A 22,947-nucleotide genomic window follows, 5' to 3' on the forward strand; every position below is an offset into this window, starting at 1 on the left:
GGGTGCAGGAATTAGCGGTAGGGAGCTGATCTTCGTTTCGGTTCGGTGACGGGGCGGGTTTGGCCTGGCGAGGGGCCGTACGTTCCGCGGGCATGCCGTTCGAATTTCTCTCTGATGAGCAGGTCGCCCGCTATGGGAGGTTCCCGCAGGAGCCGTCGGTGGCGGAGCTGGAGCAGGTGGCCAAGCGGCGGCGGCCGGCGACGAAGCTGGGCTGGGCGGTGCAGTGGGGCACGGTGCGGATGCTGGGGGTGTTCCTGACCGAGAACCCACGGCGGTTCCGGTCAGGGTGGTGGGGTTCGTCGCTGAGCAGCTCGGCGTCGATCCGGAGGAGTTCGCCGATTACGGACGGCGTGCGCAGACGGTGTACGAGCACGCCTGGGAGATCCGTGAGCTGCCGGGCATCACGGTGCTGACGCGGCTGGTGGGCGAGGTACGCCGGGAGGAGAACGCCCGCCCGTACGGGCTGCTGGCCGAGCGGACGCCAGCCGAGACCGCCGTGGCGCTGCGGGGCCTGCTGAAGGTCCCGGAGGATCGGCGGGTGTCGGAGCTGGAGCGGCTGCGGACGTCGCCGGTGAAGGCGTCGGGCCGCGTGCTGGTGCGGGGAGCTGGACCGGGTCGCCGAGATCGCCGGGCTGGGTGCGGGGCGGGTGGAGGTCGAGCCGGTTCCGGCGGTGAAGCTGGCGGCGCTGGCGCGGTACGGGATGGCGTCCAAGGCCCCGACGCTGCGGGACCTTGAACCTCGTCGCCAGACCGAGAAGCTGACGGCGGCGGTCGAGGTGATCGCATCCTTCGTGCCCGCCACCGACGACGACGACGCCGCGGCGGCGTGGCGGGCCGAGCTGGTCAAGCGGTACCGGACGGTGCAGCAGTTCATCGAGCTGCTGCTGGAGGTCATCGACTTCCGTGCGGTCGAGGCCGGCCAGCCGGTGCTGGCGATGGTGAGGGCGGCGGCTGAGATAGCCAAGTCCCGCCGCCGCTACGACCGCGCCGATGTCGCCGCGCACGAGGACCTGGTCACCAGGTCGTGGCGGCCGCTGGTGTTCGCCAACCCCGACCTGCGCAGCGGGCAGGTCGACAAGGCCGCGTTCACGCTGTGCGCGGTGATGCACCTGCACGCCGCGCTGCGCCGCCGGGACGTGTTCGCCGCCGGCACCGACCGGTGGAGCGATCCGGCCGCCCGCCTGCTGGAAGGCCCTGGCTGGCAGGCCGCGCGGCCGCGCGTGCTGACCGCTTTGGAGCTGGAGGACAAACCGGCCCGGGCACCTGGCCGAGCTCGCGAGCGCGCTGGAGGGCGCCTACACCCGGGTACTGGACGGCCTCGGGAACAACACCGCAGTGCAGTTCGTCGGCGGCCGCCTGCAGGTGGACTAGCTCGGGCCGCTGGCCGAGCCGCCGCTGATGGACGAGTTCCGCGCCCTGATCGACGGAATGCTGCCGCGGGTGGACTTCCCCGAGCTGCTGCTGGAGGTGTTCGACCGCACCGGGCTGGCGGCCGACTTCACCCACATCTCCTGCGCCGACCCTGCGATGGAGGACTTCGCGGTCAGCCTGTGCGGGCTGCTGGTGGCCGAGGCGTGCAACGTCGGCCTGGTCCCGATCGAGAAACCGAACGTGCCCGCGCTGACACGCGCCCGTCTCCAGCAGGTCGACCAGGGGTACCTGCGCGCCGAGACGATCTCGGCGGCCAACGCCCGCCTCATCGCCGCTCAGGCCGGGATCGACATCGTGAACTGCTGGGGCGGCGGGCAGATCGCCTCGGCCGACGGGCTGCGGTTCGTGGTCCCGGTCGCCAACCTGCGCACCGGCCACAACCCGATCTACTTCGGCCGCCAGCGCGGCGTGACCTGGCTGGATGTCGTCAACGACCAAGTGATGGGCATTGGCGGCCTGGTCGTGCCCGGCACGTTGCGGGACTCGCTGTTCATCCTGGACGCCATCCACACCATCGACGGCGGCCCCCGCACCTTCCCCTGGCGTGATCCCCGTGCCTGGTCCGAGCCCGTACGGCGCTTCGCGGCCAGGGCGAGCGGCCGCGGCAGCGGATGACGCTCGGGGAGGCGGCGCATCGCGGGATGGTAGCGGGCGAACTGCGCGACGTCGGCCGGAAACCGGGCGGGATCGACACCGAGCCATCGTCCGCCACGCCGCCCCCGGGCCAGCAGCCCGGCCCACTCCTCGATCGCAGGCAGCCCGACCGACTCGACGCCGTGGTCGAACAAGCATCACCGCGATCTCCTCGAACGGCTCGACGGCGTCGAGGTACCGGTGGGCCGCGCGCAGCGAGGGTTCCATGTTGAACTCCATCCAGAACGGGGTGGACTCCACCCCGTCCAGAGCATCCAGTACGGCTCCATCACGATGAACGACTCGGCGAGCAGCCGTGGCGAGGCGATGCCGCGGGAGCCGTACCACCATCGGTAGAGGTCCGCCACCAGGGCGCTCGGCGCCTGCGGCTCGGGAAAGCGCATCCGCATCACCCGGTAGCCGCGCTCCCGCGCCATTCCGCGGATGTCGTCCAGCAGCGCGGGCTCGAAGCCCCACTCGGCCTCCGGCGCCCGTTCACCGGGCGGCGCCGGGCGCCAGTGCCTCCTTGACCAGGTGGACGCTGTGCCCCATCACCACGCCGGGCATCGGCCCGTCGGCCTCCTGCGGCAGGTGGAGGTCCGCCGCGGCCCCAGGTCTGAAACGCGCAACGCGTTCGGCGCGAACGACCAGCCGGCGCCCACCTCCCCCAGTTCCCGGGCCCGCTCCAGCACGGTCACGTCCCATCCGCTGCGCAGCAGGCCGACGGCTGCGGCCAGCCCTCCGATCCGGCCCCGGCCACGATCGCGCTGCGCCCCTGCTCACGCCTCATCGGCATCTCCCTCGTGTTACGGCCCGGGCATGCTCACGAAGGCCTAGTCCATCCAGTCGAAGACGTTGTGCGCCGCGCGCAGCCGCCCGGTGCGCGCCGGATCGGAGCCGGCCGGCTCCATTCCCGCCGCGGTCATGTCGCGGAACGCCGCCAGGCCCGCGACCGACGCCCTGCTCGCGCCGATCGCCTCGGCGATCTGACCCGCCGACTGCTCCGGCGGATCACAGATCATCAACCAGGCCAGCACGCGGCCGGCGATGGGCGGTACGGCGTACTCACCGATGCAGAACACCGCCGCCCGCTCCACCCACTCCAGGATTCGCTCTCGGTCGTCTGTCGCGTAGATGCAAGAGATGGTCCGCGGGAAGGAGGAGGCAGGTTACCGGTGCCGCCCGCGTGATCCGGGGAGCCGGTTCGCGCGGTTCCGCCGATCACGATTGCCCGCATGGACGTGCTGTCGACCCGGATAGCGGGCGGGCTCGGGTGAGCGGCGAACAGCGTGACGTGCCGCCGGAGAGGACACCGGGCGGCACCGTACGGCAGGCGGCGGCGGCCGCGCGGCTCGGCCTTGCCGCGGCTCCAGGGGCGATGCTCACGGTGCTCGGCCTGGCGGTGGTCGAGGGGGCGCTGCCACCGGTCACCGCCTGGTTCACCAAGCTGCTTGTCGACGAGTTGGCCCGGGGCCAGGCGGCCGGTGTGGGCCGGGTAACCGCCGCCGCGGTGGGTCTGGCGGTCGCCGGGCTGCTAGCCGGCGCGCACCGCAGCGTGGCGTTCTACCTGGCCGGCGCGATGTCCCGGGCAGCCCGGTTGCTGGCCGCCGACCGGCTGTTCGCCCGCGTCAATGGTTATGTCGGTCTGGACCGCTTCGAGAATCCGGCTTTCCTCGACCGGCTGCGGCTGGCCGTGCAGGCGGGAGGTCAGGCGCCAGGGGATCTCACCCGTTCGGTTGTCGCGCTGATCCGGGCAATGGTGCAGGGCGGCGGGTTCCTCGCCACCCTGGTGGTCGTCTGGCCGCCCATCGTGCTGGCGGTACTGGCCGGTGCGGTGCCGGCGGCGTTGCTGCAGGCGCGGGCCGGGCGCCGCCGGGCGGGCTTGACGATGAGCCTGTCGCCGGTCCACCGCCGCGAGTTCACCTACCAGATGCTGCTCACCGACGTCAGCGCCGCCAAGGAGATCCGGCTGTTCGGGCTGGGCGACTTCTTACGTGGGCGGATGCTGGGCGAGCTGCGCGCCGGCAATGACGCCGAGGCGGGGCTGGAACGCCGTCTGTTGCGTATGGACGCCGGTCTGGAGCTGCTCGCGGGGGCGGTGATGGTGACGGGCGTCGCCGTCGCCGCGTACCGGGCGATGCACGGCCTGATCACGCTCGGTGACGTGACGCTTTTCCTGGCCGCCCTCGCGGGCGTGTACGGCGCGGTCACCGCGTTCACCGAGTCGGCCGCCACGGCCTACCGGGCGCTGCTGCTGTTCGGCGCCTACCAGGCGATCGTGGACGAGCCGGTGCCCGCGCCCGCCGCGGCCCCCGATGGGCCACGACCGCTGCGGACCGGTATCGAGCTGCGCGACGTCTGGTTCCGCTACCGCGACGACGGGCCGTGGGTGCTACGGGGCGTGGACCTGGTGATTCCCCGAGGCGCCTCCGTCGGGCTCGTGGGGGTGAACGGCGCAGGCAAGAGCACGTTGATCAAGCTGCTGTGCCGGCTGTACGAACCGCAGCGTGGCCGGATCCTGTGGGACGGCGCCGACATCCGGACCATCGCGCCGGAGGACCTGCGCTCCCGGATCACGGCGGTCTTCCAGGACTTCATGACCTACGACCTGACGGCGCGGGAGAACATCGGCGTCGGCCGGCTGGACGCGCTCGGCGACCTGGGCGCCATCCGGCGCGCCGCCCGGCCGGCCGGGGTGGACGACGCCCTCGCGGCCCTGCCCCACGGGTACGACACCCTGCTCAGCCGGATCTTCGTCGGCTTGGACGACGACAGCGCGCAGTTGTCCGGTGGCCAGTGGCAGCGGGTGGCCGTCGCCCGGGCGTTCCTGCGCGAGGACGCCGACCTCATGATCCTGGACGAGCCCAGCTCGGGGCTCGACCCGGAGGCCGAGCACGCCTTGCACGAGCGCCTGATGTCGCTGACGACCGGCCGTACCAGCCTGCTGATCTCCCACCGGCTGGGGGCGCTGCGCGACGCCGACGAGATCGTCGTGCTCGACGGCGGCCGGATCGTGGAGCGCGGGCCGCACACGGCGCTGCTGGAGCACGGCGGCGTGTACGCGCGGCTGTTCGCGCTCCAGTCGGCCGCCTATCGGGACGCCCCGGACTCCGCCGCGCTGGCGGCCGAGCCGGGCTGACGCACCACGGGACCCGGGCGCGAGAGGAGGTGACGAGAGCCGGACGAGGTCCCGAGACCGACGAAGACCGAAGAGATCCCAGAAGAGGGAAAAGCGAACATGTCCCAGCTCCGTGGCCTGCTGAACAGGCTCATCCCGAACGTCGAGGCCCGTGCGGTCCACTGTGGCGAGTACTACTGCTACCAGGAGACGACCGTCATCGGCCCCGGTCGCTCCTGCTTCACCACCTGGTGTGGCGTCGCCTGCACCGGCAACTTCACCGCGGTCTCCCACTACTGCCAGTAGTGCGGCACGCGTACGTCACGGGCCGGCGGGCCCGGCCCGTGACCGGAAGACAGACAGGTGGCGGTGGTCGTGACGGTATTGCTGTTCCTGATTCCACTGGCGGCGGGGCTCGCGACAGCGCTGCGCCGGGGCGCCCTGCTGGTGACGGTGCGCGGTGCGAGCATGGAACCCGCCTACCACGACGGTGACCGTCTGCTCGTCCTCCGGATGCGGTGGGTGCGACGGGGCCGGACGGTCGTGTTCCGCGCCCCGGCCACGTGGCCGGTCGGGCCCCCGGGGTTCGGGCCGTACCTGGTGAAGCGGGTCGTCGCGGTGCCCGGCGACCCGGTCCCGGAGGGAATGCGCGGGGTGGCCGCGACGGAACGGGTCCCTCGCGGCAGGGTCGTGGTCTACGGCGACTCGGCGCACAGCGCGGACTCCCGTGACTGGGGGTTCCTACCGGTCCGCGCGCTGACCGGGGTGGTCGTGGCGGTGCTGGAACGGGCGCCCCGCCCGCCCGTCCGCCCCTCGAGCCCTTCCGGCCGGGAGGCGCAGTGATGGGGTATGTGAGCCTGTCGTTGCGGCTGGCACTCGCCGGGGTCCTCCTGGTGTCCGCGGTGGGCAAGGCCCGGGACCGGGACGCGTTCGTGGCGGCCGTACGGAGGATCGGACGGGTGCGGGGACGAGGGTCGTCCGCCGCGGTGGCCGCTCTGGTGGCCGCCGGAGAGCTGACGGCGGCGCTGACCCTGCCCTGGCCGGCGACGGCGCCGTTCGGGCTCGGGCTGGCCGGGGCGCTGCTCGTCGCGTTCACCGTGGCGCTGGCCGTCGCCGTACGGGCGGGGACGGGCGGCCCGTGCGCCTGCTTCGGGCCGTCTTCGGCCCCGGTCGGGGCGCGTCACCTGGTCCGCAACGCCGTCTTGCTGGCCGCCGTCCTCGTCGCCGCGACGCCCGTGCGGGGGACCGTCCCCGCCCCTGTGGAGTCGTGGGGCGTGCCGGAGGTCGCCGCCTGCCTTCTGGTGGCGCTTGCGGCGGCGGCTGCGGTGGCGGCCCTGGATCACCTCGCCGAGCTGCTCGGACCGCCGTAGCCGTGCTGTACGCCGCCCCGGCAGGGCTCAGTCGTCCGCGCCGGGGAAGCGAACCTTCACCCGGGTGGCCCAGCGCAGGAAGCGGGAGATCTGCGGCAGCGAGGGCAGCTCCTGCTCGCGGTCGGGTACCCGGCCGTCGCAGGTCATGGCGAGCAGCCGGGCATGCCCGTTGAACTCCCGTCGCAGCCGCTCCCACGCCCGCGAGCGCGGGTTGGCCCGCTCGGCCAGCAGCTCTGGGAGGCGGCGCTCCACCGCGTACCGCACCGCCGCGTTGACCCGGCTGACGGAGGACACCCCCAGGCGGATCTCCTCCTCGGGATCCTCCGGGCAGGGGACCGGCCGGCCCGAGAGGCCAAGCACGGTCGCGCGGAGCGCCTGCGCGTCGGCGAGCTCCGCGCGGTGGTAGAAGAGATCGGCGCCCGCCTCCCGCATCCGGCGCCGGATGGCGCCGTCGAAGAAGTGCCCGGTCATCACGATGATCGTGGTCGGGCGGCCGCCGCTCCGGATGTGCTGCACCACGCTCACGCCGGGGAACTGGTCGTCGTCCCGGCGTTCGTCCGCGGCGTCGATCAGCGCCACGTCGGCGTCGAGCCAGGCGTCCGCGCCGATCGCCTGGTCGTGGTCGAGCGCGGCCGTGACGGTGATCCCGGGGGTCGCGGTGAGGATCGCCGCGAGCCCGACCCTGCTGATGTCGTCGTCGTCCACGACCACCACTCGCCTGCACGTCACCGAGGCCCCCACGCGGCCCTCCCCCTCCCGCGACGACGGCCGCATTACAGCCCTTCCACGCGTGATGATCAAGAGTCTTGCCGCCGGCCCTGCGCCCGCATGGCGGCTGCCAGCGGATACGGATGGCGGCGCGCTGCAAGTTTCAGGGTCGGCTTCGCGAGGGAGCGAGGAGGGTAGTCCAGACGCGCGCGCGATCAGCCTGGCCCGATCGCGCGGCCCCGCACCGCATGCTGCTGCGCATGATCGCACTGTTGTGGACGATCAGCGTCCTGTCCTTCGCCTGCGCGCTGGCCGCGCTCGGCGTGTCCCTGCTGGTGGCCCGGCGGTACCGGCGGCTGCACTCCCTGGTCACGGGTGGTCCCGGGTTCGGCCCAGCGCTGCCGGGGGCGGGCACCGGGGTCCCGCCGTTCGACGCCGTGACCACCGAGGGGGTTCGGCTGGACCGAGCCGACCTCGATGGGCCGGAGCGAGTGGTCGCGTTCCTGAAGACCGGGTGCGAGCCGTGCCGCGACCTGCTGCCTGAGCTGCGGCAGGCCCTGAAGGACCTGCCCGCCGGAAGTCCTCGCCCGATCGTCATGGTCAGCGGGGCAGCCCGGGAACGGGCCGGCTACGTCGCCGCGCTTGCTCCGGTCGCGCACGTCGTGGAGTCCGACGAGCCTCATGCGCTCGCCGGGGGGCTGGGTGTGACCGCGTTCCCGGTCCTGCTGGTGGCCGGCGAGGGCGTCGTACGCCGGTCGGGCGTCGGGCTCGCCGCGCTCCACCGGCGAAACCCGGCAGCCCTGCCCGGCTGAGCGCGACCGAAGCCCGCGCCGGAACTATCGGAACCATCCCCCGGCCGGTCCTGCGGCTGTGAGCGGCTCGACGCGGCGCAGTTCGGCAAGGCGGTCCCGGACAAGCGCGAGGCGGCGCTCGATCTCGGGCAGGAACATCGCGTCGATGGCCTCCCTGTCCCGGCGCAGCCGGTCCTCCGCCTCCGACGCTGCGCTCTCCACCAGCCGCAGCACCTCCTCCCGGCCCCGGCGGAACCCGTCGGCCACGGCGCGTTCGCGCTCGGCCTCGATGGCGGCGTCCAGGGTCAGGTCCTCCTCATCGAGCAGGTCACGCAGAGCGGAGGCCCCCAGGGTGAACGCCAGGGGCCACAGCGCCGCCGCGGCGACGTCGGCGACGGACAGGGGCACGGGGGAGCAGCATCGCCGCCCCGCCCACAATCCCCGCCATCGCCGCCGCGGTGGCCAGCCGTTGCGGGCGGGTGAGGTCACGCAGGTACATGATCGCGAGCGGGCCGCTGAAGAGCAGGAAATACAGGTACGGCTGGCGGGTGAGGCCGGCGGCCGCGACGTTGGTCATCGTCAGGGTGGAGACCACCGCGTCGGCCGCGCCGACGGTCAGGCAGGCGGCGAGGACCCGGGGCCGGGCCGCCAGGCCCCGCCGGGTGACCAGGCGGTGCGCCCACCACGCGGTCAGCAGCGCGAGCGCGGTGACAGCGGCGGCGACGGGGAGCGGCACCCCGTCCATGTCGCCCCCCGCCTGGGTCAGCCCCCCGATACCGCCGAGCGCGATCACCAACGGGCCGGGATCGAAAGGCGGAGTACGCGGCCGGGGGTCGGCCGCCAGCTCCACACGGTGCGGGCCGACCGACAGCTCCTGACGGTGTCCCAGCGGGGCGGCGTCGGGCACGCGGACCGGCACCCGGCCGCTCGGCCCCAGCAGGGTGAGCGCCTCGCCGAGAGCCGTGACCTGACCGGGTGACAGCAGGGTCGCTCCTGCCGCGCCCTCGATCTCGAAGTCCACATCCCTCCGCAACTCCGGATGCCCCGAGTTGTGCTCGCGCTCCCAGCGCAGCAGCGCGGTGCCGAGATACTCGGCGTGCCCGGCCGCCCGCTCCGCCAGCCCCTGCCGCCAGGCGGCCAGAGGAAAGGCGGAGGACCTTCCCGGCACGGCGAGCAGCGGCCAGGTGCGGGTGAGCACGTCGACAGCGGTGTCCGCGCCCACGGCCACGCTGTGCTGCCCCGCCAGCTCCGCCCGCCCGGCGGCGGCCTGCCGCTCGGCCGCCGCCTCCCAGAGCCGCTCGCGCAGCCGGCCCGCCCGGTAGCGCCTGATCAGCAGCCCGCCGAGCACCCCCAGCGCGGGCAACGCGAACGGGGCCGCGCTGACCGCCTCGCCGGCGGCGTGCATGGTGACCGCGGCCGCCGTACCCACGACCACGGGGACGGCGACGGCACGCGCTCCCTTCCGCAGGGCCACCTCCAAGCCCGACGGCGAGGCGATGAGAGCCGCGGGTTCCACGCTTCCGCCCAACATCACACACCAGGCGGCGGTGTCCAGCACGTCCAGCGTGAGGCGCAGCATGTGGGGCACCCGCGCCCCACGCCGTAGCAGCATGAACAGCGCCACGTCGTAGGCGGCGCACAGTACGGCGGCGGCGACCACGGTGCCCTGGTGCGCCGGCCACCTGATGCCCGGCAGGGACACCGCGCAGGTCAGCCGTACCGCCAGGCGCAGGTTGAGCCGGAACCGGCAGGAGACGTACTCGATCGAACGCGCCGAGACGGCCTGGAAGGCGGCGGCGAGCTCGTCCTTGTCCCTGCTCACAAGGTTCACGGACGCTCGGGAGCACCGAGCAGGCCGCGGTTGTAACCCTCCGCGACCGCGGCCGCACGGTCGTTGACGTCGAGCTTCGCATAAATGTTGATCAGGTGCGTCTTGACCGTGGCCTCGGTGATGAACAGCCTGGCGGCCGCCTCCCGGTTGGTGTGACCGGCCGCCACCAGGCGCAGCACCTCCAGCTCGCGCTGGCTCAACGGGCCGGTCGACGGCGCCGGGGTGCGCAGCCGGCTCATCAGGCGAGCGGCGACCGACGGAGAGAGCGCGACCTCGCCGCGGGCGGCCGACCGTACGGCGCGCAGCAGCTCGTCCCTCGGCGCGTCCTTGAGCAGGTAGCCGATGGCGCCGGCCTCGATCGCGGGCAGCACGTGGCTGTCCGTGTCGTAGGTGGTCAGCACCAGCACCCGGGCCGGTACGCCGCGCCGGGTCAGCTCGCCGATCGCGGTGACGCCGTCCATGCCGGCCATCCGCAGGTCCATCAGGATCACGTCCGGCCCGAGCGCCTCGGCCAGCCGGACCGCCTCGGCGCCCTCCGCTGCCTCGCCGACCACGGTGAACTCGGGGTCGCGAGCGAACATGCTGCTCAACCCGTCCCGTACCACCGGGTGGTCGTCGGCGATGAGCAGCTTGATCGGGTCACTCACGAACGCACCTCCGGTGCCTCGGCGGGCAGGCAGGCCGAGATCCCGGTCCCACCCCCCACCTCCGATTCGATCTGCAACGTGCCCGACAGCGCCTCGATCCGCTGCCGCATCGCCACCAGGCCGAAGCCTCCGTCGCGCTCGACCTGCGCGGCCGGGTGGTCGAAGCCGCGGCCGTCGTCGCGGACGTCGAGGGCCACCTGCCGGTCCATGTAGGAAAGGGTGAGACCGACGCGGGTGGCGGTGCCGGCGTGCTTGGCGACGTTGGCCAAGGCCTCTTGGGCGACCCGTAACAGGGCGACCTCGGCCTCCGGGCGCATGGTGCGGGTCTCGCCGGTGACGGTGACCTGGGCCGGGATGCTGTGGCGGGCCGACCACGTGGCCGCCACCTCGGTGATGGCGTCGGCCAGGCGGCCGGTTTCCAGCGGCTCCGGGCGCAACTCGTTCACCGAGCGCCGCGCCTCGGTCAGGCCCTCCCGGGCCAGCGAGGTCGCCGCCGCGTGGTGCCGGCGCCACGCGGCCGGGTCGTCGGCCGCCTGCTCGGCGGCCTGCAACTGGGTGACGATGCCGGTCAGGCTCTGGGCCAGCGTGTCGTGGATCTCCCGAGCCATCCGGGCCCGCTCGTCCAGAACGCCGGCCGCGCGGGCCTGCTCGACCAGCCGTTCCTGCAGCGCCGCGTTCTCGGCCAGCGCCGCGGCCAGCCGCGCGTTGGCCTCCCGGGCCTCGCGCAGCGCCGCCTCCCGGGAGGCGTAGTACCGCGCGCCGATCTCGCCCATCCAGGCCACCAGGCACATCGGCACGACGTTGACGGCCAGGATCCCCAGGTACTCGAGGCGGCCGACCCAGGAGCCCAGCTCCAGGCCGCCCGACTGTGCCGTGCCGGCCACCACCGCGACGCCGGCGACGAAGTACAGCTCGCGCGGCCAGCCGATGATCCGGTACGCGTAGAAGTACAGCGCCGGCGTGTAGAAGCCGAACCACGGGTTGCGTAGAACCATGACCAGGCCGAACACGATCAGGCCCGCCAGGAAGACGCCCATCACGCCGATCCGGTCGCGCCATGCCGGGTGCAGTGTGAAGAGCGCCAGGCTCCACACCGCGGCGGCCGCGCAGAGCGCGAGGTCGATGGCGAGGGAGCCCGGCTGGTCGTGCTTGAAGGCGATGGTCAGGGCGGCCATGACGGCCAGCAGCACGTACGGGACCACGGTGACCATGGGCCGGAACCGCTGTTCCCAGCCCGCCGGCCCGGCCATCTGCCAACTCTGCATCGCGTATCTACTCCCAGCGGAACAATCTAGCCGCCGCCCCGGCCGTCACGGCCGCCCACGCGAGCTCGCTCTGGTCACGACACTCACGGCCGGACCGGCCGGCGCCGGTTGATCTGCACGACCACGGGCAGCAGGAGCAGGCCGCAGATGCCCTGCTCGAACTTGAACCAGAGCGGGAACGTGCCGGGAAGTGCGATGATCACCACGATCGCGACCAGCATGACCGCGGTGACGACGCGCAGCCGCAGCAGCATCCGGCGATCGCCGTGGGCCGCCCGGAACGCGAAGAACAGCGTGAGCAGCGAGCCGGCGGCGACGAGCGTGCCGCGGACCCAGACCGCGGTGGTGACCATCGTCGCGTCGTGCCGAAACACGATCACCGCCACCAGTGTCAGCAGGCTGACCGCGGCGTACCCGCTGATCAACCAGACCACATTGCGCATGTCGGTGCCTCCGTCTCTTCGTCCGCCGACGGGAATCAGCGTCGCAACGGAGGCACCCGACGCGGATCGCCCGATCTCCTGAGCGGGCGGTGGAATCGGCCGCTCGCCCACGCGGTGGAGCGACTCCACCGATCGGTGGATTCAGGGGCGCGGAAGCAGGACAGTAGCGGCGGATGGAGACCGAGACGGGCCGGTTCCAGGAGTGTGGCAGCGCGGCCGCCCTCCGGAATCCGGGTCGCCCATCCTGGTCGCCGAGGAGCAGCGCGCCGGCCGGCGTGGCCCGCATCAACCGGCGTGGCGGCACCTGCTACTACCGGTCGATCACGCGGGACAGCCGACCGGTCGCCTCGACGTGCGCAGGAGGCCGGGCGTGTGTGGAGTGCCGGTCACGCGGTCACCTTCTGGAGGAACTCGCTCACGTTGACCGCGGTCCTGCTGATCTTCTCCTCGAGCGTGAGCGATTCGGGCATCCGCCCGCCGGGGCCGACGTCCTTCTTGCCCCGCACATAGAGGGAGCAGGCGAGATCGGTGCAGATGTAGGCGCCGACGGAGTTGCCGCTGCCGCCGGTACGGCGGGCGGTCATCAGCGACACTCCGTCGCCCGTGTGCGTGGTCAGGCAGAGCGAGCACATGCTGCGCCGTACATGTCCGGCATTCGGGGCGGCCCGTCGTAGCGCCACCCCCACCAGACGGTCGCCCTGCTCGGCGATCAGGTACGCGCGACCCGGCGAGGAGAGATCCTGCCAGCCCAGGAAGTCCAGGTCGTCCCAGGGTCGCACATCCAGGTCCCTGGGTACGGCAAGGCGTTTGACCTCACCCTTGGTGCAGTTCACGAACGAGGCGCGGATCTCGCGCTCGGAAATTTGCCTCATAGGTACGAAGCTATCGTCCGCCGGTTTTATGGGCAATCGATTATGTTTCCTCCTAGGAATCCTAGGCAGACGCGGCGGCCAGGGTCACGGGCCCGCTTGATCTTCCGCAGCCGTGCGAGCACGCTTTGCGACCGCTGACGTAGTCCTCCAGGTCAGCCTCCCGGGGGTACGCCTGGCGTGAGTGCCATGAGGAGGGTGGCAGGTTCGGCGCGCTCCTTCCCGAGCGCGTGGACGCCACCCACCGCGCCGCCGCAGCGCGGTGGTGCACATCACCAACCTCAAGGTCGGCGGAGTGCCGGTTATCGCCCCGAAGGCCAACCTGACGATCAACATCCCACTCGTGGCGAAAGTCGTCGTCAACGAGCAGGTGATGACCGCCGGAGGCGCCGGCATCGCGGTCAACGCCATCCACGTACGGACGCCGGCAGGGGTGGACATCATGGTCAGCCACGCCAGGGCCGCCCGCCCTGACCGTCCCCGGCAGGCCGTGCCCGGCCGCCTGACCACTCGCAACGCTCCGGCATGATCAGAGAGCTCCCGCCATGAGCAGGGGGTGACGAGTCGAGCACTCTCCGTTACTATCCGATTACTGAAAGTAGAAGTTCGGCCCGCCCAAGGAGCGCCATGAAAAGGTTCGTCCTCGTCCCCGCCCTGACGGCCGCGACAATCGCGATCAGCGCCGGCGCCGCCTACGCCTCCCAGTACGTCGCCTATGAAGGACCCGGCTTCAGCGGCAGGTCGGTGGTCATCGACCGCTGCGGCGTGTCCAACATTCCCTTCCACGGGTCGTACCGCTGGTACGGCGACGGCCAGAGCGGCCGGATGTACAACCAGCCCGACGCTCAGGGCGTGGCCCACTTCACGCTCGCCGCCGACAGAAACGCGGAGCAGAGGACTCCGGTCGGCTGGCAGAGCATCTTCATCGTCTGCTGACCCCGGCCCCGCCCCGCCCCGCCTCCGGCATCCGCCGGGGGCGGGGCGTTCCGCGTTCCGCGGGCAGGAGGACCGGCTGCGCCGATTCGAGGCGCTGCTCACCGCGGATCACCCTGGATCGGACGTGTCCGCGTTCGTCGAGCTGGGGGGAAACGCCGATGCGGGCTGCCGGCGCCGGCTGAAAGACTGCGTGGATGATCGCATCGGACCCGAAAAATGATCTGCAACGCTACCTGCAAGCCGCCCGCGACGCTCTGCTGTGGAAGCTCGACGGGCTCTCCGAGTATGAGATCCGCCGCCCGCTGACCCCCACCGGCACCAACCTCCTCGGACTCGTCAAACACCTCGCCGGGGTGGAGGCGGGCTACTTCGGCGAGACCTTCGGGTGGCCGTTCGGCGAACCGCTGCCGTGGACGGCGGACGACGCCGAGGACAACGCGGACATGTGGGCCACGGCGGACGAGTCGCGCGACGACATCGTCGGGCTGTACCGCCGGGTGTGGCAGCACGCGGACACCACGATCGCCACGCTGGCCCTCGACGCGACTGGCCGCGTGCGATGGTGGCCGGACGAGCGGAGCGAGGTGACGCTGCACCAGATCCTGGTGCACGTGATCGCCGAGACCAACCGGCACGCCGGCCACGCCGACATCGTCAGGGAGCTCGTCGACGGAGCGGCCGGGGTGCGGGACGGGAACCTCAACCTGCCCTCCGGCGATCAGGAGTGGTGGGAGAGCTACCGGAACCGGCTGGAGCAGACGGCCCGGCAAGCCGCCCGGGGCTGATCGCAGGTGGTCAACAGCCGGCTGCCCTTCAGCGGCCCCGCCGCCTTGAGCAGGCGGAGCGCGACCATGCCCGCCGGGGGAAGACAGGCGGCGATCTCGGGGGCGAGCGCGGGCGGTACGGGGGCCAGGCTGCCGGTGGGGACGGCGACCAGTTCGGCTGGCCGATTCGGTCCCGCCGGAGCGGCGGGGAAAGGCCCTGAAGGTCCTGCTGGCCGGCCTGGCCGCACCTGCGCCCCCCCGCCGCGCTGAGCCCGGCCTCCGGAACCGGCCGGAAGTACGGTCGCGGGCGGCGCGAACCATGCTTCCGGCCGATAACGGCAGGGGGCCGCCGCCCGCAGGATGAACCCCCATGCACCGTGAAAACCCCACCTCCCCCGCCACGCTCCCAAGGCCCGGCGGGACCGGCCACGCCACCACCTCCGCGGGCCGCCCGCGCATCGCCGCGCTCGACGTCGTACGCGGGTTCGCGCTATGCGGGATCCTGCTCGCCAACGTCCAGCCGATCGCCGCGACCGGCGCGTTCGTCGCGCCGTCCGCCCCCGGGGGCAGCGAGGCCGTCTGGTTGGGCCTGCTCGTCGAGCAGCGCTTCTTCCCGATCTTCTCCCTGCTCTTCGGCGTCGGGTTCTCGCTGCTGCTGGACTCCGCGGCCGCCCGTACCGCCCGTCCCCGCGTGGTCCTGCTGCGCCGGCTCCTGGTGCTGCTCGCGCTCGGTGTGGCGCACTTCGTGCTGTTGTGGCAGGGCGACATCCTGAGCACCTACGCCGTCGTCGGCCTGCTGGTGCTGCTGCCCTCGACCTGGCTGCCCCGCCTGGCCGTCGCCGCCCTCGCCCCCGCGTTCGTCGCGCTGTCGCTGCTCGTCGGAGGCGACCGCTTCGCCCTGATCGCCGGGCTGTTCCTGCTGGGCTCGGCACTGGTGAGGTACGGCGTGATCGACCGGCTGGAGCAGTCGGCACGCGTGCCGGCCACGCTCGGGCTGGTGCTGGCCGTCGCCGCGGCGCCCGTGCTGTGGCTCCAGACCCGGTTCGACACTGCCGGCCGCGGCTTCAGCATCGCACTGGCCGGGGCCGGGCTGCTGATCGCCGGGGTATACGTCTGCGCCCTGCTGGTCGTGCTCAGGACCCCGCTGCGGCCGGTGCTGCGGGCCGTGTTCGCGCCGCTCGGACGGATGGCGCTGACCAACTACCTGTCCGCGACGGTCCTGGTGCTGGCGGCGAGCCGCGCCCTCGATGGCCCGCCGCACACCTGGCCGGCCTCGGCCGTGCCCCTGATCGCCGGTGGCATCCTCGCCGTCCAGTGGGTGTGGTCCACCCTGTGGCTGCGCCGCTACCGGCAGGGCCCGCTGGAGTGGCTGTGGCGCTGGGCCACCTGGGCCCGCCGCCCGCCCCTCCGCCGGGAGTAGACGGCGTCACGGTCGCGCGCCGAGGGCCTGCGGGAACGCCCGGTCACCCTCCCCCTCCCCGGCCAGCGCGCTCACCGCGGCGTACGCCTCGGCGAGCGACCTGTCTCCCAGTTCCCTGAAGCGGGCCAGCGCGGGGACGTCCCCGGCGCGGGTCATCTCGGCCTGCACGACGTGCAGGTTCTCCTCGGCCACCCCCAGATCGCGGAAGTACGTCCGCAGGTAGGGCGTCTGGAAGTCGAAGCCCTCCCGCGGGGTGCCGGGGCCGTAGGCGCCGCCCCTGGCGGCGACCACGACCACCGTCGTGCCGCGCAGGCGGCTGATCCCGGTCGCGGGATCGACGTACGCCCCCGGGAACGTCACCCGGTCGATCCAGGCCTTGAGCGCGGCGGGCACCGTGAAGTTGTACATCGGGACGCCGACCAGCACGGTGCCGGCCGCCAGCAGTTCCCTGATCAGCGGCAGTGTCAACGCCCATTCGCGTTCCTCGGCCGGGCCGGCGGCCATCGCGGCCACCCGCGCGAGCGGGACGACGCCGTGCCGCTCCACCCGGCGGCCGAGCGTCGTGTACGCGTGCGACACCAGCGGCACGGGGTCGGCCGCCAGATCCCGGTAGCGGTACCCGCTCGTGCCGTGCCGCCGGCACCAGACCTCCGCGAACGACGCGGTCAGCCGCCGGGTGACCGAATCACCCGCGAGGCACGCGCTGGAATCGACATGCAGCAAGGACGTCACCTGTCACCTCTCCTGTCTCGCGTCCGTCATCGTGGTGACGAGGCACGCGGGGGAAAGGTGACCGATGGGTGAGCACGACGGGCTGGCGGAACTGTTCGAGACCTACCGTCCTCATCTGCGCGCGGTCGCCCACCGGATGCTCGGCACCGGAGGCGAGGCCGACGACGCCGTCCAGGAGACCTGGCTGCGGCTGAGCCGCTCCGACGTCGGCGGGGTCGCGAACCTGGGCGGGTGGCTGACCACGGTCGTCTCCCGCGTGTCCCTCGACATGCTGCGCGCCCGCGCCGCCCGCCGGGAGGAGGCGGCACCCGGGCCGTACGACCTGGTGGGCGACGACCAGGCGGGGGACGGCGCGGGCGACCCCGAGCAGGAGGCGGTGCTTGCCGACTCCGTGGGCCGGGCGCTGCTCGTGGTGCTGGACACGCTGGCTCCCGCCGAACGGGTCGCGTTCGTGCTCCACGACGTCTTCGCCGTGCCGTTCGACCAGATCGGCCCCATCGTGGGACGGTCGCCGGTCGCCGCCAAGAAACTCGCCAGCCGGGCACGCCACCGGCTGCGGGGCAGGCCCGAGGCCGCCGGCGCGGAGGCCGCGCGGCACCGGCGCGTCGTGGACGCCTTTCTCACCGCCTCACGCGAGGGCGACATGGAGGCGCTGATGGCGGTGCTGGCGCCCGGAGTGGTGCGCCGGGCCGATCCGGCCGCGTTGCCCCCGGGTGTGCCGGCGGTGGTGCGCGGCGCGGGGGCGGTCGCGCGGGAGACCGTCGTCCTCGGCCGGCGGGCCCGGTTCGCCGAACCGGCGCTCGTCAACGGGGCCGTGGGCGCCGTGGTGGCCCCGCGCGGCCGGCTGCTGCTCGCCCTCGCCTTGGCGATCGAGGGCGAGCGGATCGCCGAGATCGACGTGGTGGCCGACCCCGTACGCCTACGCGCACTGGACCTCGCCCTTCTGGTGTAGGGTGCCGGTCACGGCGGCGACGACGCGAGGAGGTGAGCCCCATTACCGCTGAACAGGTCGGGTGCTCCCTTCTCCCCGTGCGTACGGTCGCGTAGAGACAGGCGACCGCGGGAGCGCCCTCGGCACACCGAAAGGCCCTCCCTTGTCACTGTCCTTCTCCCCCGCTTTTCCCTCGATCGTGGCCCGGCTGCGGGCCGCCGGGTGCGTGTTCGCCGAGGACGAGGCCCGTCTGCTGGCCTCCGCCGCGCGTACGCCCGCGGAGCTCGACGACATGGTGGACCGGCGCGCCGCCGGCCTGCCCCTGGAACACGTCCTCGGATGGGCCGAGTTCTGCGGCCTGCGGCTGGCCGTCGACCCGGGGGTCTTCGTGCCCCGGCCGCGCACCGAGCTCCTGGTCCGCCAGGCCGCCGCACTGGCCCGGCCGGGCGCCGTCGTCGTCGACCTGTGCTGCGGCTCGGGCGCGATGGGCGCGGCGCTGGCCGCCGCCGTCGGGCCGGTCGAGCTGCACGCCGTGGACGTCGACCCCGCCGCCGTGCGCTGTGCCCGCCGCAACCTCGCCGCGGCCGGGGGCAGGGTGTACGAGGGCGACCTGTACGCGGCTCTGCCCGCCGCCCTGCGGGGCCGGGTGGACGTCCTCGTCGCCAGCCCGCCGTACGTGCCCACCGGCGCGATCGGGCTGCTGCCGCCGGAGGCGCGCGTACACGAGCCGCAGGTCGCGCTCGACGGCGGCGCGGACGGGCTCGACGTCGTACGGCGGGTCGTCGCCGGGGCGGGCGGCTGGCTCGCCCCGGGCGGCCACCTGCTGGTGGAGACGAGCGAGGGCCAGGCCAGGGAGACCACCGACGCCGTCGCCCGCGCCGGGCTCGCCGCCCGCCTGACACACGACGAGGAACTGGACGCGACCACCGTGATCGGAACCATGCCGGGCGGCGCACGCAGGTGACGGCCGGCGGGAAACCCGGTTGATCGGCTTCGGGCGCCTTTCCGGGGGGACCTCGGGGAGTAGAGGAGCACACCCGTGACAGAAGCGAGTTCTCTCCTGCTGGAACGCCTGCACGCGGCCGGCCTGACCGACGTCGTCGCGGTCGAGCCGGCCACTGGAGGCCTCGCCGCGACTGCGGGGATCGCGCGCCGCGGCGACGGCACGTCGGTGTTCGTCAAGGCGTTCGGCGAGCCGCCGTCGGACGACGCCTTCGCCGCGGAGGCCGAAGGGCTCACCGTGCTGCGCGAGGCGGGCGGCGTCGCCACTCCCGAGATCGTCCTCGCGGACCGCGACCTGCTCGTGCTGTCCGTGCTGCAGCCCCGGCCGGACACCGAGTCCTTCTGGGAGCGGTTCGCGCATGCGCTCGCCCACCTGCACACCGCCACGCGGTACCCCCGGTTCGGCTGGCACCGGGACAACTGGCTGGGCCGTCGCCGGCAGGTCAACACCTGGGATGACGACGGGTTCGAGTTCTTCGCCCAGCACCGTCTGCTGCGCTGGCTCGGCGAGCGTCGCGTCCAGGAGGCGCTCGGCACGGCGGACCGGGCGGCGCTGGAGCGGCTGTGCGACCGGCTGCCCGAGCTGCTGCCGGTCAGGCCCGCGTGCCTGACGCACGGCGACCTGTGGGCGCTGAACGTCATGGCCACCCCCGATGGGCGGCCCGCGCTGATCGACCCGGCCGTCTCGTACACGTGGGCCGAGGTCGACCTGGCACACCTCTGGACGACGGCGCCGCCGCCCGAGGCGCACGGGTTCTTCGAGCTGTACGCCGAGCTGACCGGGCTCGACCGTGACTGGCGCGAACGCATGCCGATCCTCCAGCTACGCCAGCACCTGGCCGTGATCGCCCAGTTCGAGCCCGACTGGGGCGCCGCCGACCTCGTACGCGCCACGCTCGCCCCGTTCCGGCGGAGGCCGTGAGCTCAGCTGAGGGCATGGGGACGCAGTGGCGGTTGCCGCGGGAAAACCAGTTGATCGGCTTCCTGCGCCCTCGTCTATTGTCGGGCCGTGCTTTCCGATGTGCGGCTGCCGCCGGCCGAGACCCACGAGCAGTTCATGGCCGTCCGGCGGGACGAGTCCCGTCTCGGCCCGGCCGTCTCCGCCCTGGTGCGGGGGCTCGGGCTCGGTGACGAACGCGTCGAGCGCTTCGCCGACGGGTCGCTGCCGGTCTACGCGGTGGGCGACCGGCACGTGCTCAAGCTCTACCCCTCGACCGCCCTGCCGGAAGGGTACGACGTCGAGCACGCCGTCCTGCGGGCCGTCGAGGGACGCCTGCCGGTCCCGACGCCCCGGGTCCTTGAAGCGGGACGGGTCGACGGGTGGAGCTACATCCTGATGACGCGCTTGCACGGCGAGAGCCTCGCAGAGGCGTGGCCGCACATCCCGCGAGACGACCGGGTGGAACTCGCCGCCGCCGTGGGCGAGACGCTGGCGGCGCTCCATGCGGTCTCCTCCCCCGCCGTCGACGCGGTCGTGGGTCCGCACGACTGGGACGGCTTCATCCGTACGCGCCGGGAGGCGTGCGTGGCCCACCACAGGGCCGACGGGCTGGACGAGGCGTGGCTGGCCCAGATCCCGGGCTTCCTCGACAGCGTCGAACTCCCGCCGTCCGCGCCCGTGCTGCTGCACACGGAGGTCATGCGCGAGCACCTGAGGGTGGTGCGGGACGGCGACGGCTGGCGGCTGTCGGGCCTGTTCGACTTCGAACCGGCGATGCGGGGCGCCCGGGAGTACGAGTTCGCCTCGGTGGGGCTGTTCTTCTCCTGCGGCGAGGCCGAGATCCTGCGCCGCCTGCTCCTCGCGTACGGCTACCGCGAGTCCGACCTGGGCGAACAGCTGAGCAGACGGCTGCTGGCCTATGCCCTGCTGCACCGCTACAGCAGCCTCGCCTGGTATCTGACCCGGTTGCCCGCGCCGCCGCAGCCCACTCTCGACTGCCTGGCCACGCACTGGTGGGCTCTGTAGGCCGCGAGCGGAGATCACTGGGTCAGGCGTGTCAGCGCGCCGCGGCGCCGGTGACGTAGTCGTGCAGGCGCGCCGATCCTTCGAGCATGGCGACGGCCGTGGAGGCGAGGGCGGCGCCGCGTTCGGAGAGAGCGGCACGCAGCGCCTCGGTGCTGCCGGTGCGGCGCAGGCCGTCGAGCACGTCCCCGATCCGCGCCAGCGGATACCGCCCCTGCCGCAGCATGAGGATCATGCGGGCGTCGCGGACCTCGGCCGGGCCGTACCACCGGTAGCCGGTGCCGGGCTCGCGCTGCGGCGTCAGCAGCCCGGCGGTCTCCCACACCCGCAGCGCCGAGGCGCGTACTCCGAGGAGGGCGGCCACCTCTCCGATGCGCAGGGCGGACTGCGGCGCCGCCGGGCCGCCGGGGTCCTGCCCGGCCACCGCTTCGAGTGCCTCCCCCGTCGCCCGCAGGGCGAGCCGCTGCTGGTGCAGCGCGGCGTGGCAGGCGTCCACGAGGGCGAGCGCGCCCGCCAGGTCGCCGTCGTGCACCGCCAGCATGATCGAACGGGCGGCCTCCCACCCGTACCCCTTGGCCAGCGCCCGGTAGGCGAGCAGGGCCTCGCGGTGCCGCGTGTCGAACCTGCGGTAGCCGGCGGCCGTCCGCTCGGCGGGCGGGAGGATTCCCGCGTCGGCGTAGTTGCGGATCTGCTGGGTGGAGACTCCTGCCTCCCGCGCCAGATCGACCGGGCGCAGCGCCCTGTGACTCACCTGTGGCTCACCGGACTTGAGGCTTCGGGTCGCATCCGCACATGGTAATGCCCCGCTAGTCTCAAGTTCCGCTCGTCAGGTTCCGGCGCAGGGCATAGACGGCGGCGCCGGCCGCCAGCACGGCGGCCCCGGAGACCACCGAGGAAAGCGGCAGGGCGAAGGCCAGGATCAGGCACCCGGCCAGGCCGACGGCGGGCACGGCCCCCGGCGGCCGTCCCTCACCGGGGCCGAGGGTCCAGGCGCTGGCATTGGCGACGGCGTAGTAGACCAGCACGCCGAAGGAGGAGAATCCGATCGCGCCGCGTAGGTCAGCGGTCGCGGCCAGGATCGCCACGACCGCGCCGACCGCGAGCTCGGCGCGGTGGGGCACCTTGAAGCGCGGATGGACGGCGGCCAGCGCGTGCGGCAGGTGCCGGTCTCGGGCCATGGCCAGCGTGGTGCGCGACACCCCGAGGATCAGCGCGAGCAGCGAACCGGTGGCGGCGACCGCGGCGCCCGCCCGTACGACCGGAGCCAGGCCGGGGTGCCCGGCCTCCTGCACGACGGCGGCCAGGGGTGCGACCGCGTCGCCCAGTCCGGCGCCGCCCAGCACGGCGAGCGCGGCCACCGCGACCGCCGCGTAGACGACGAGGGTGATGGCCAGCGCGAGCGGAATCGCCCGGGGAATGGTCCGCGCCGGGTCGCGCACCTCCTCACCGAGGGTGGCGATGCGGGCGTAACCGGCGAAGGCGAAGAACAGCAGACCCGCCGACTGCACCACCCCGCCCGCGGTGGCGTCGGCACCGACGTCCAGCCGCCCCGGGTCCGCGGCGCCGGAGGTCAGGCCCGCGACCACCACGGCGGCCAGCACCGCGAGGACCGCTCCGACGATGACCCGGGTGAGCCAGGCGCTCTTGTGGATCCCCGCGTAGTTGACCGCGGTCAGCGCCACCACGGCCGCCACCGCCACCGCGTGGGCCTGCTCCGGCCAGACGTAGGAGCCGACGGTCAGCGCCATCGCGGCGCACGAGGCGATCTTGCCGACCACGAACGCCCATCCCGCCAGGTAGCCCCAGAAGTCCCCCAGCCGCTCCCGCCCGTACACATAGGTGCCGCCGGAGGCCGGGTAGCGCGCGGCCAGCCGGGCCGAGGAGGTCGCGTTGCAGTAGGCAACCACCGCCGCCGCCGTCAGCCCGAGCAGCAGCCCGGACCCTGCCTTCCGCGCCGCCGGTGACAGGGCGGCGAAGATCCCCGCGCCGATCATCGAACCCAGCCCGATGACCACGGCGTCGGCCAGGCCCAGCCGGCGCTCCAGCGGCCCCTGCCCGGCGCCTGCCGGGGTGCGCGCCATCGCGTACCTCCA

25 protein-coding genes and 1 pseudogene are annotated in these 22,947 nt (G+C 73.3%); 15 read left to right on the forward strand and 11 right to left on the reverse strand.

Annotation, left to right across the window (positions count from 1 at the left end; all coding sequences use genetic code 11):
* The first annotated feature begins 92 nt into the window (after positions 1-92).
* Both Msi02_RS43720 and Msi02_RS39625 read left to right on the forward strand, forming a co-directional pair.
* Positions 93-736: pseudogene (locus tag Msi02_RS43720) on the forward strand (DUF4158 domain-containing protein).
* Positions 737-1,398: 662 nt separating this feature from the next.
* Complete coding sequence (locus Msi02_RS39625; protein WP_204052886.1) at positions 1,399-2,046, forward strand: Tn3 family transposase; 648 nt, start codon at positions 1,399-1,401, stop codon at positions 2,044-2,046.
* 851 nt (positions 2,047-2,897) lie between these two features.
* On the opposite strand, the gene Msi02_RS39630 is transcribed toward Msi02_RS39625, so the two are convergent.
* The gene (locus Msi02_RS39630; RefSeq protein WP_239109207.1) at positions 2,898-3,161 is read right to left on the reverse strand and encodes a hypothetical protein; all 264 of its coding nucleotides are present in this window, start codon (positions 3,159-3,161) and stop codon (positions 2,898-2,900) included.
* A 176-nt stretch (positions 3,162-3,337) separates the two neighbouring features.
* Between Msi02_RS39630 and Msi02_RS39635 the strand changes: the two genes are divergently transcribed.
* The 4 genes from Msi02_RS39635 to Msi02_RS39650 all read left to right on the forward strand — a co-directional run bounded on the left by Msi02_RS39635 (position 3,338) and on the right by Msi02_RS39650 (position 6,552).
* Positions 3,338-5,203: an ABC transporter ATP-binding protein gene (locus tag Msi02_RS39635; RefSeq protein WP_239109210.1), complete on the forward strand. Its 1,866-nt coding sequence runs from the start codon at positions 3,338-3,340 to the stop codon at positions 5,201-5,203.
* A 99-nt stretch (positions 5,204-5,302) separates the two neighbouring features.
* Positions 5,303-5,488, forward strand: a complete 186-nt coding sequence (locus Msi02_RS39640; RefSeq protein WP_204052887.1) for a hypothetical protein — start codon at positions 5,303-5,305, stop codon at positions 5,486-5,488.
* A gap of 69 nt (positions 5,489-5,557) precedes the next feature.
* Positions 5,558-6,025: a S26 family signal peptidase gene (locus Msi02_RS39645; RefSeq protein ID WP_204052888.1), complete on the forward strand. Its 468-nt coding sequence runs from the start codon at positions 5,558-5,560 to the stop codon at positions 6,023-6,025.
* The gene (locus tag Msi02_RS39650) at positions 6,025-6,552 is read left to right on the forward strand and encodes a MauE/DoxX family redox-associated membrane protein (RefSeq protein WP_204052889.1); all 528 of its coding nucleotides are present in this window, start codon (positions 6,025-6,027) and stop codon (positions 6,550-6,552) included. The genes Msi02_RS39645 and Msi02_RS39650 overlap by 1 nt, the downstream gene beginning before the upstream one ends.
* 27 nt (positions 6,553-6,579) lie before the next feature.
* On the opposite strand, the gene Msi02_RS39655 is transcribed toward Msi02_RS39650, so the two are convergent.
* A complete protein-coding gene (locus Msi02_RS39655; protein ID WP_204052890.1) occupies positions 6,580-7,293 on the reverse strand; it encodes a response regulator transcription factor in 714 nt (237 codons plus the stop codon).
* 227 nt (positions 7,294-7,520) lie between these two features.
* Between Msi02_RS39655 and Msi02_RS39660 the strand changes: the two genes are divergently transcribed.
* Positions 7,521-8,072, forward strand: coding sequence for a TlpA family protein disulfide reductase (locus Msi02_RS39660; RefSeq protein ID WP_204052891.1), 552 nt, complete (start codon positions 7,521-7,523; stop codon positions 8,070-8,072).
* Between the two features lie 24 nt (positions 8,073-8,096).
* Here Msi02_RS39660 and Msi02_RS39665 read toward each other — a convergent pair whose 3' ends face one another.
* From Msi02_RS39665 to Msi02_RS39690, 6 genes are all read right to left on the reverse strand, one after another.
* Positions 8,097-8,459, reverse strand: coding sequence for a hypothetical protein (locus Msi02_RS39665; protein ID WP_204052892.1), 363 nt, complete (start codon positions 8,457-8,459; stop codon positions 8,097-8,099).
* On the reverse strand, positions 8,380-9,882 hold the full coding sequence (locus tag Msi02_RS39670) for a hypothetical protein (protein WP_204052893.1): 1,503 nt from the start codon (positions 9,880-9,882) through the stop codon (positions 8,380-8,382). The genes Msi02_RS39665 and Msi02_RS39670 overlap by 80 nt, the downstream gene beginning before the upstream one ends.
* On the reverse strand, positions 9,879-10,529 hold the full coding sequence (locus Msi02_RS39675; protein ID WP_204052894.1) for a response regulator: 651 nt from the start codon (positions 10,527-10,529) through the stop codon (positions 9,879-9,881). The genes Msi02_RS39670 and Msi02_RS39675 overlap by 4 nt, the downstream gene beginning before the upstream one ends.
* Complete coding sequence (locus tag Msi02_RS39680) at positions 10,526-11,779, reverse strand: sensor histidine kinase (RefSeq protein WP_239109211.1); 1,254 nt, start codon at positions 11,777-11,779, stop codon at positions 10,526-10,528. The genes Msi02_RS39675 and Msi02_RS39680 overlap by 4 nt, the downstream gene beginning before the upstream one ends.
* Before the next feature lie 98 nt (positions 11,780-11,877).
* The gene (locus Msi02_RS39685) at positions 11,878-12,237 is read right to left on the reverse strand and encodes a hypothetical protein (protein ID WP_204052895.1); all 360 of its coding nucleotides are present in this window, start codon (positions 12,235-12,237) and stop codon (positions 11,878-11,880) included.
* 386 nt (positions 12,238-12,623) lie between these two features.
* On the reverse strand, positions 12,624-13,109 hold the full coding sequence (locus Msi02_RS39690; RefSeq protein WP_204052896.1) for an FBP domain-containing protein: 486 nt from the start codon (positions 13,107-13,109) through the stop codon (positions 12,624-12,626).
* A 262-nt stretch (positions 13,110-13,371) separates the two neighbouring features.
* On the opposite strand from Msi02_RS39690, the gene Msi02_RS39695 reads away from it, so the two are divergent.
* The 4 genes from Msi02_RS39695 (at position 13,372) to Msi02_RS39710 (ending at position 16,226) form a co-directional block, all read left to right on the forward strand.
* Positions 13,372-13,635, forward strand: a complete 264-nt coding sequence (locus Msi02_RS39695; RefSeq protein ID WP_204052897.1) for a choice-of-anchor P family protein — start codon at positions 13,372-13,374, stop codon at positions 13,633-13,635.
* Positions 13,636-13,733: 98 nt separating this feature from the next.
* Positions 13,734-14,042, forward strand: a complete 309-nt coding sequence (locus Msi02_RS39700; protein ID WP_079313963.1) for a MiAMP1 family antimicrobial peptide — start codon at positions 13,734-13,736, stop codon at positions 14,040-14,042.
* A gap of 194 nt (positions 14,043-14,236) precedes the next feature.
* Positions 14,237-14,827 carry a DinB family protein gene (locus tag Msi02_RS39705; RefSeq protein ID WP_204052898.1) on the forward strand — a complete coding sequence of 197 codons (591 nt, stop codon included), beginning with the start codon at positions 14,237-14,239 and terminating at the stop codon, positions 14,825-14,827.
* 349 nt (positions 14,828-15,176) lie between these two features.
* Entirely contained in the window at positions 15,177-16,226 is a 1,050-nt protein-coding gene (locus Msi02_RS39710; RefSeq protein WP_204052899.1) for a DUF418 domain-containing protein, read from the forward strand.
* Between the two features lie 6 nt (positions 16,227-16,232).
* On the opposite strand, the gene Msi02_RS39715 is transcribed toward Msi02_RS39710, so the two are convergent.
* Complete coding sequence (locus Msi02_RS39715) at positions 16,233-16,958, reverse strand: FMN-dependent NADH-azoreductase (RefSeq protein ID WP_204052900.1); 726 nt, start codon at positions 16,956-16,958, stop codon at positions 16,233-16,235.
* A gap of 64 nt (positions 16,959-17,022) precedes the next feature.
* Here Msi02_RS39715 and Msi02_RS39720 point away from each other — a divergent pair, with 64 nt between their 5' ends.
* From Msi02_RS39720 to Msi02_RS39735, 4 genes are all read left to right on the forward strand, one after another.
* Positions 17,023-17,910 carry a sigma-70 family RNA polymerase sigma factor gene (locus Msi02_RS39720; protein WP_204052901.1) on the forward strand — a complete coding sequence of 296 codons (888 nt, stop codon included), beginning with the start codon at positions 17,023-17,025 and terminating at the stop codon, positions 17,908-17,910.
* Positions 17,911-18,052: 142 nt separating this feature from the next.
* Positions 18,053-18,853 (forward strand): putative protein N(5)-glutamine methyltransferase, encoded by an 801-nt coding sequence (locus Msi02_RS39725; protein ID WP_204052902.1) that lies wholly within the window; start codon positions 18,053-18,055, stop codon positions 18,851-18,853.
* A 75-nt stretch (positions 18,854-18,928) separates the two neighbouring features.
* A complete protein-coding gene (locus Msi02_RS39730) occupies positions 18,929-19,813 on the forward strand; it encodes a fructosamine kinase family protein (protein ID WP_204052903.1) in 885 nt (294 codons plus the stop codon).
* A gap of 87 nt (positions 19,814-19,900) precedes the next feature.
* The gene (locus Msi02_RS39735; protein ID WP_204052904.1) at positions 19,901-20,857 is read left to right on the forward strand and encodes a phosphotransferase family protein; all 957 of its coding nucleotides are present in this window, start codon (positions 19,901-19,903) and stop codon (positions 20,855-20,857) included.
* A 31-nt stretch (positions 20,858-20,888) separates the two neighbouring features.
* Here the strand turns inward: Msi02_RS39735 and Msi02_RS39740 are convergent, their stop codons facing one another.
* Both Msi02_RS39740 and Msi02_RS39745 read right to left on the reverse strand, forming a co-directional pair.
* Positions 20,889-21,605, reverse strand: a complete 717-nt coding sequence (locus Msi02_RS39740; RefSeq protein WP_204052905.1) for a MerR family transcriptional regulator — start codon at positions 21,603-21,605, stop codon at positions 20,889-20,891.
* Between the two features lie 61 nt (positions 21,606-21,666).
* A complete protein-coding gene (locus Msi02_RS39745; RefSeq protein ID WP_204052906.1) occupies positions 21,667-22,935 on the reverse strand; it encodes an APC family permease in 1,269 nt (422 codons plus the stop codon).
* Positions 22,936-22,947: the final 12 nt, after the last annotated feature.

The organism is Microbispora siamensis, from assembly GCF_016863095.1.
Lineage (GTDB): Bacteria > Actinomycetota > Actinomycetes > Streptosporangiales > Streptosporangiaceae > Microbispora > Microbispora siamensis.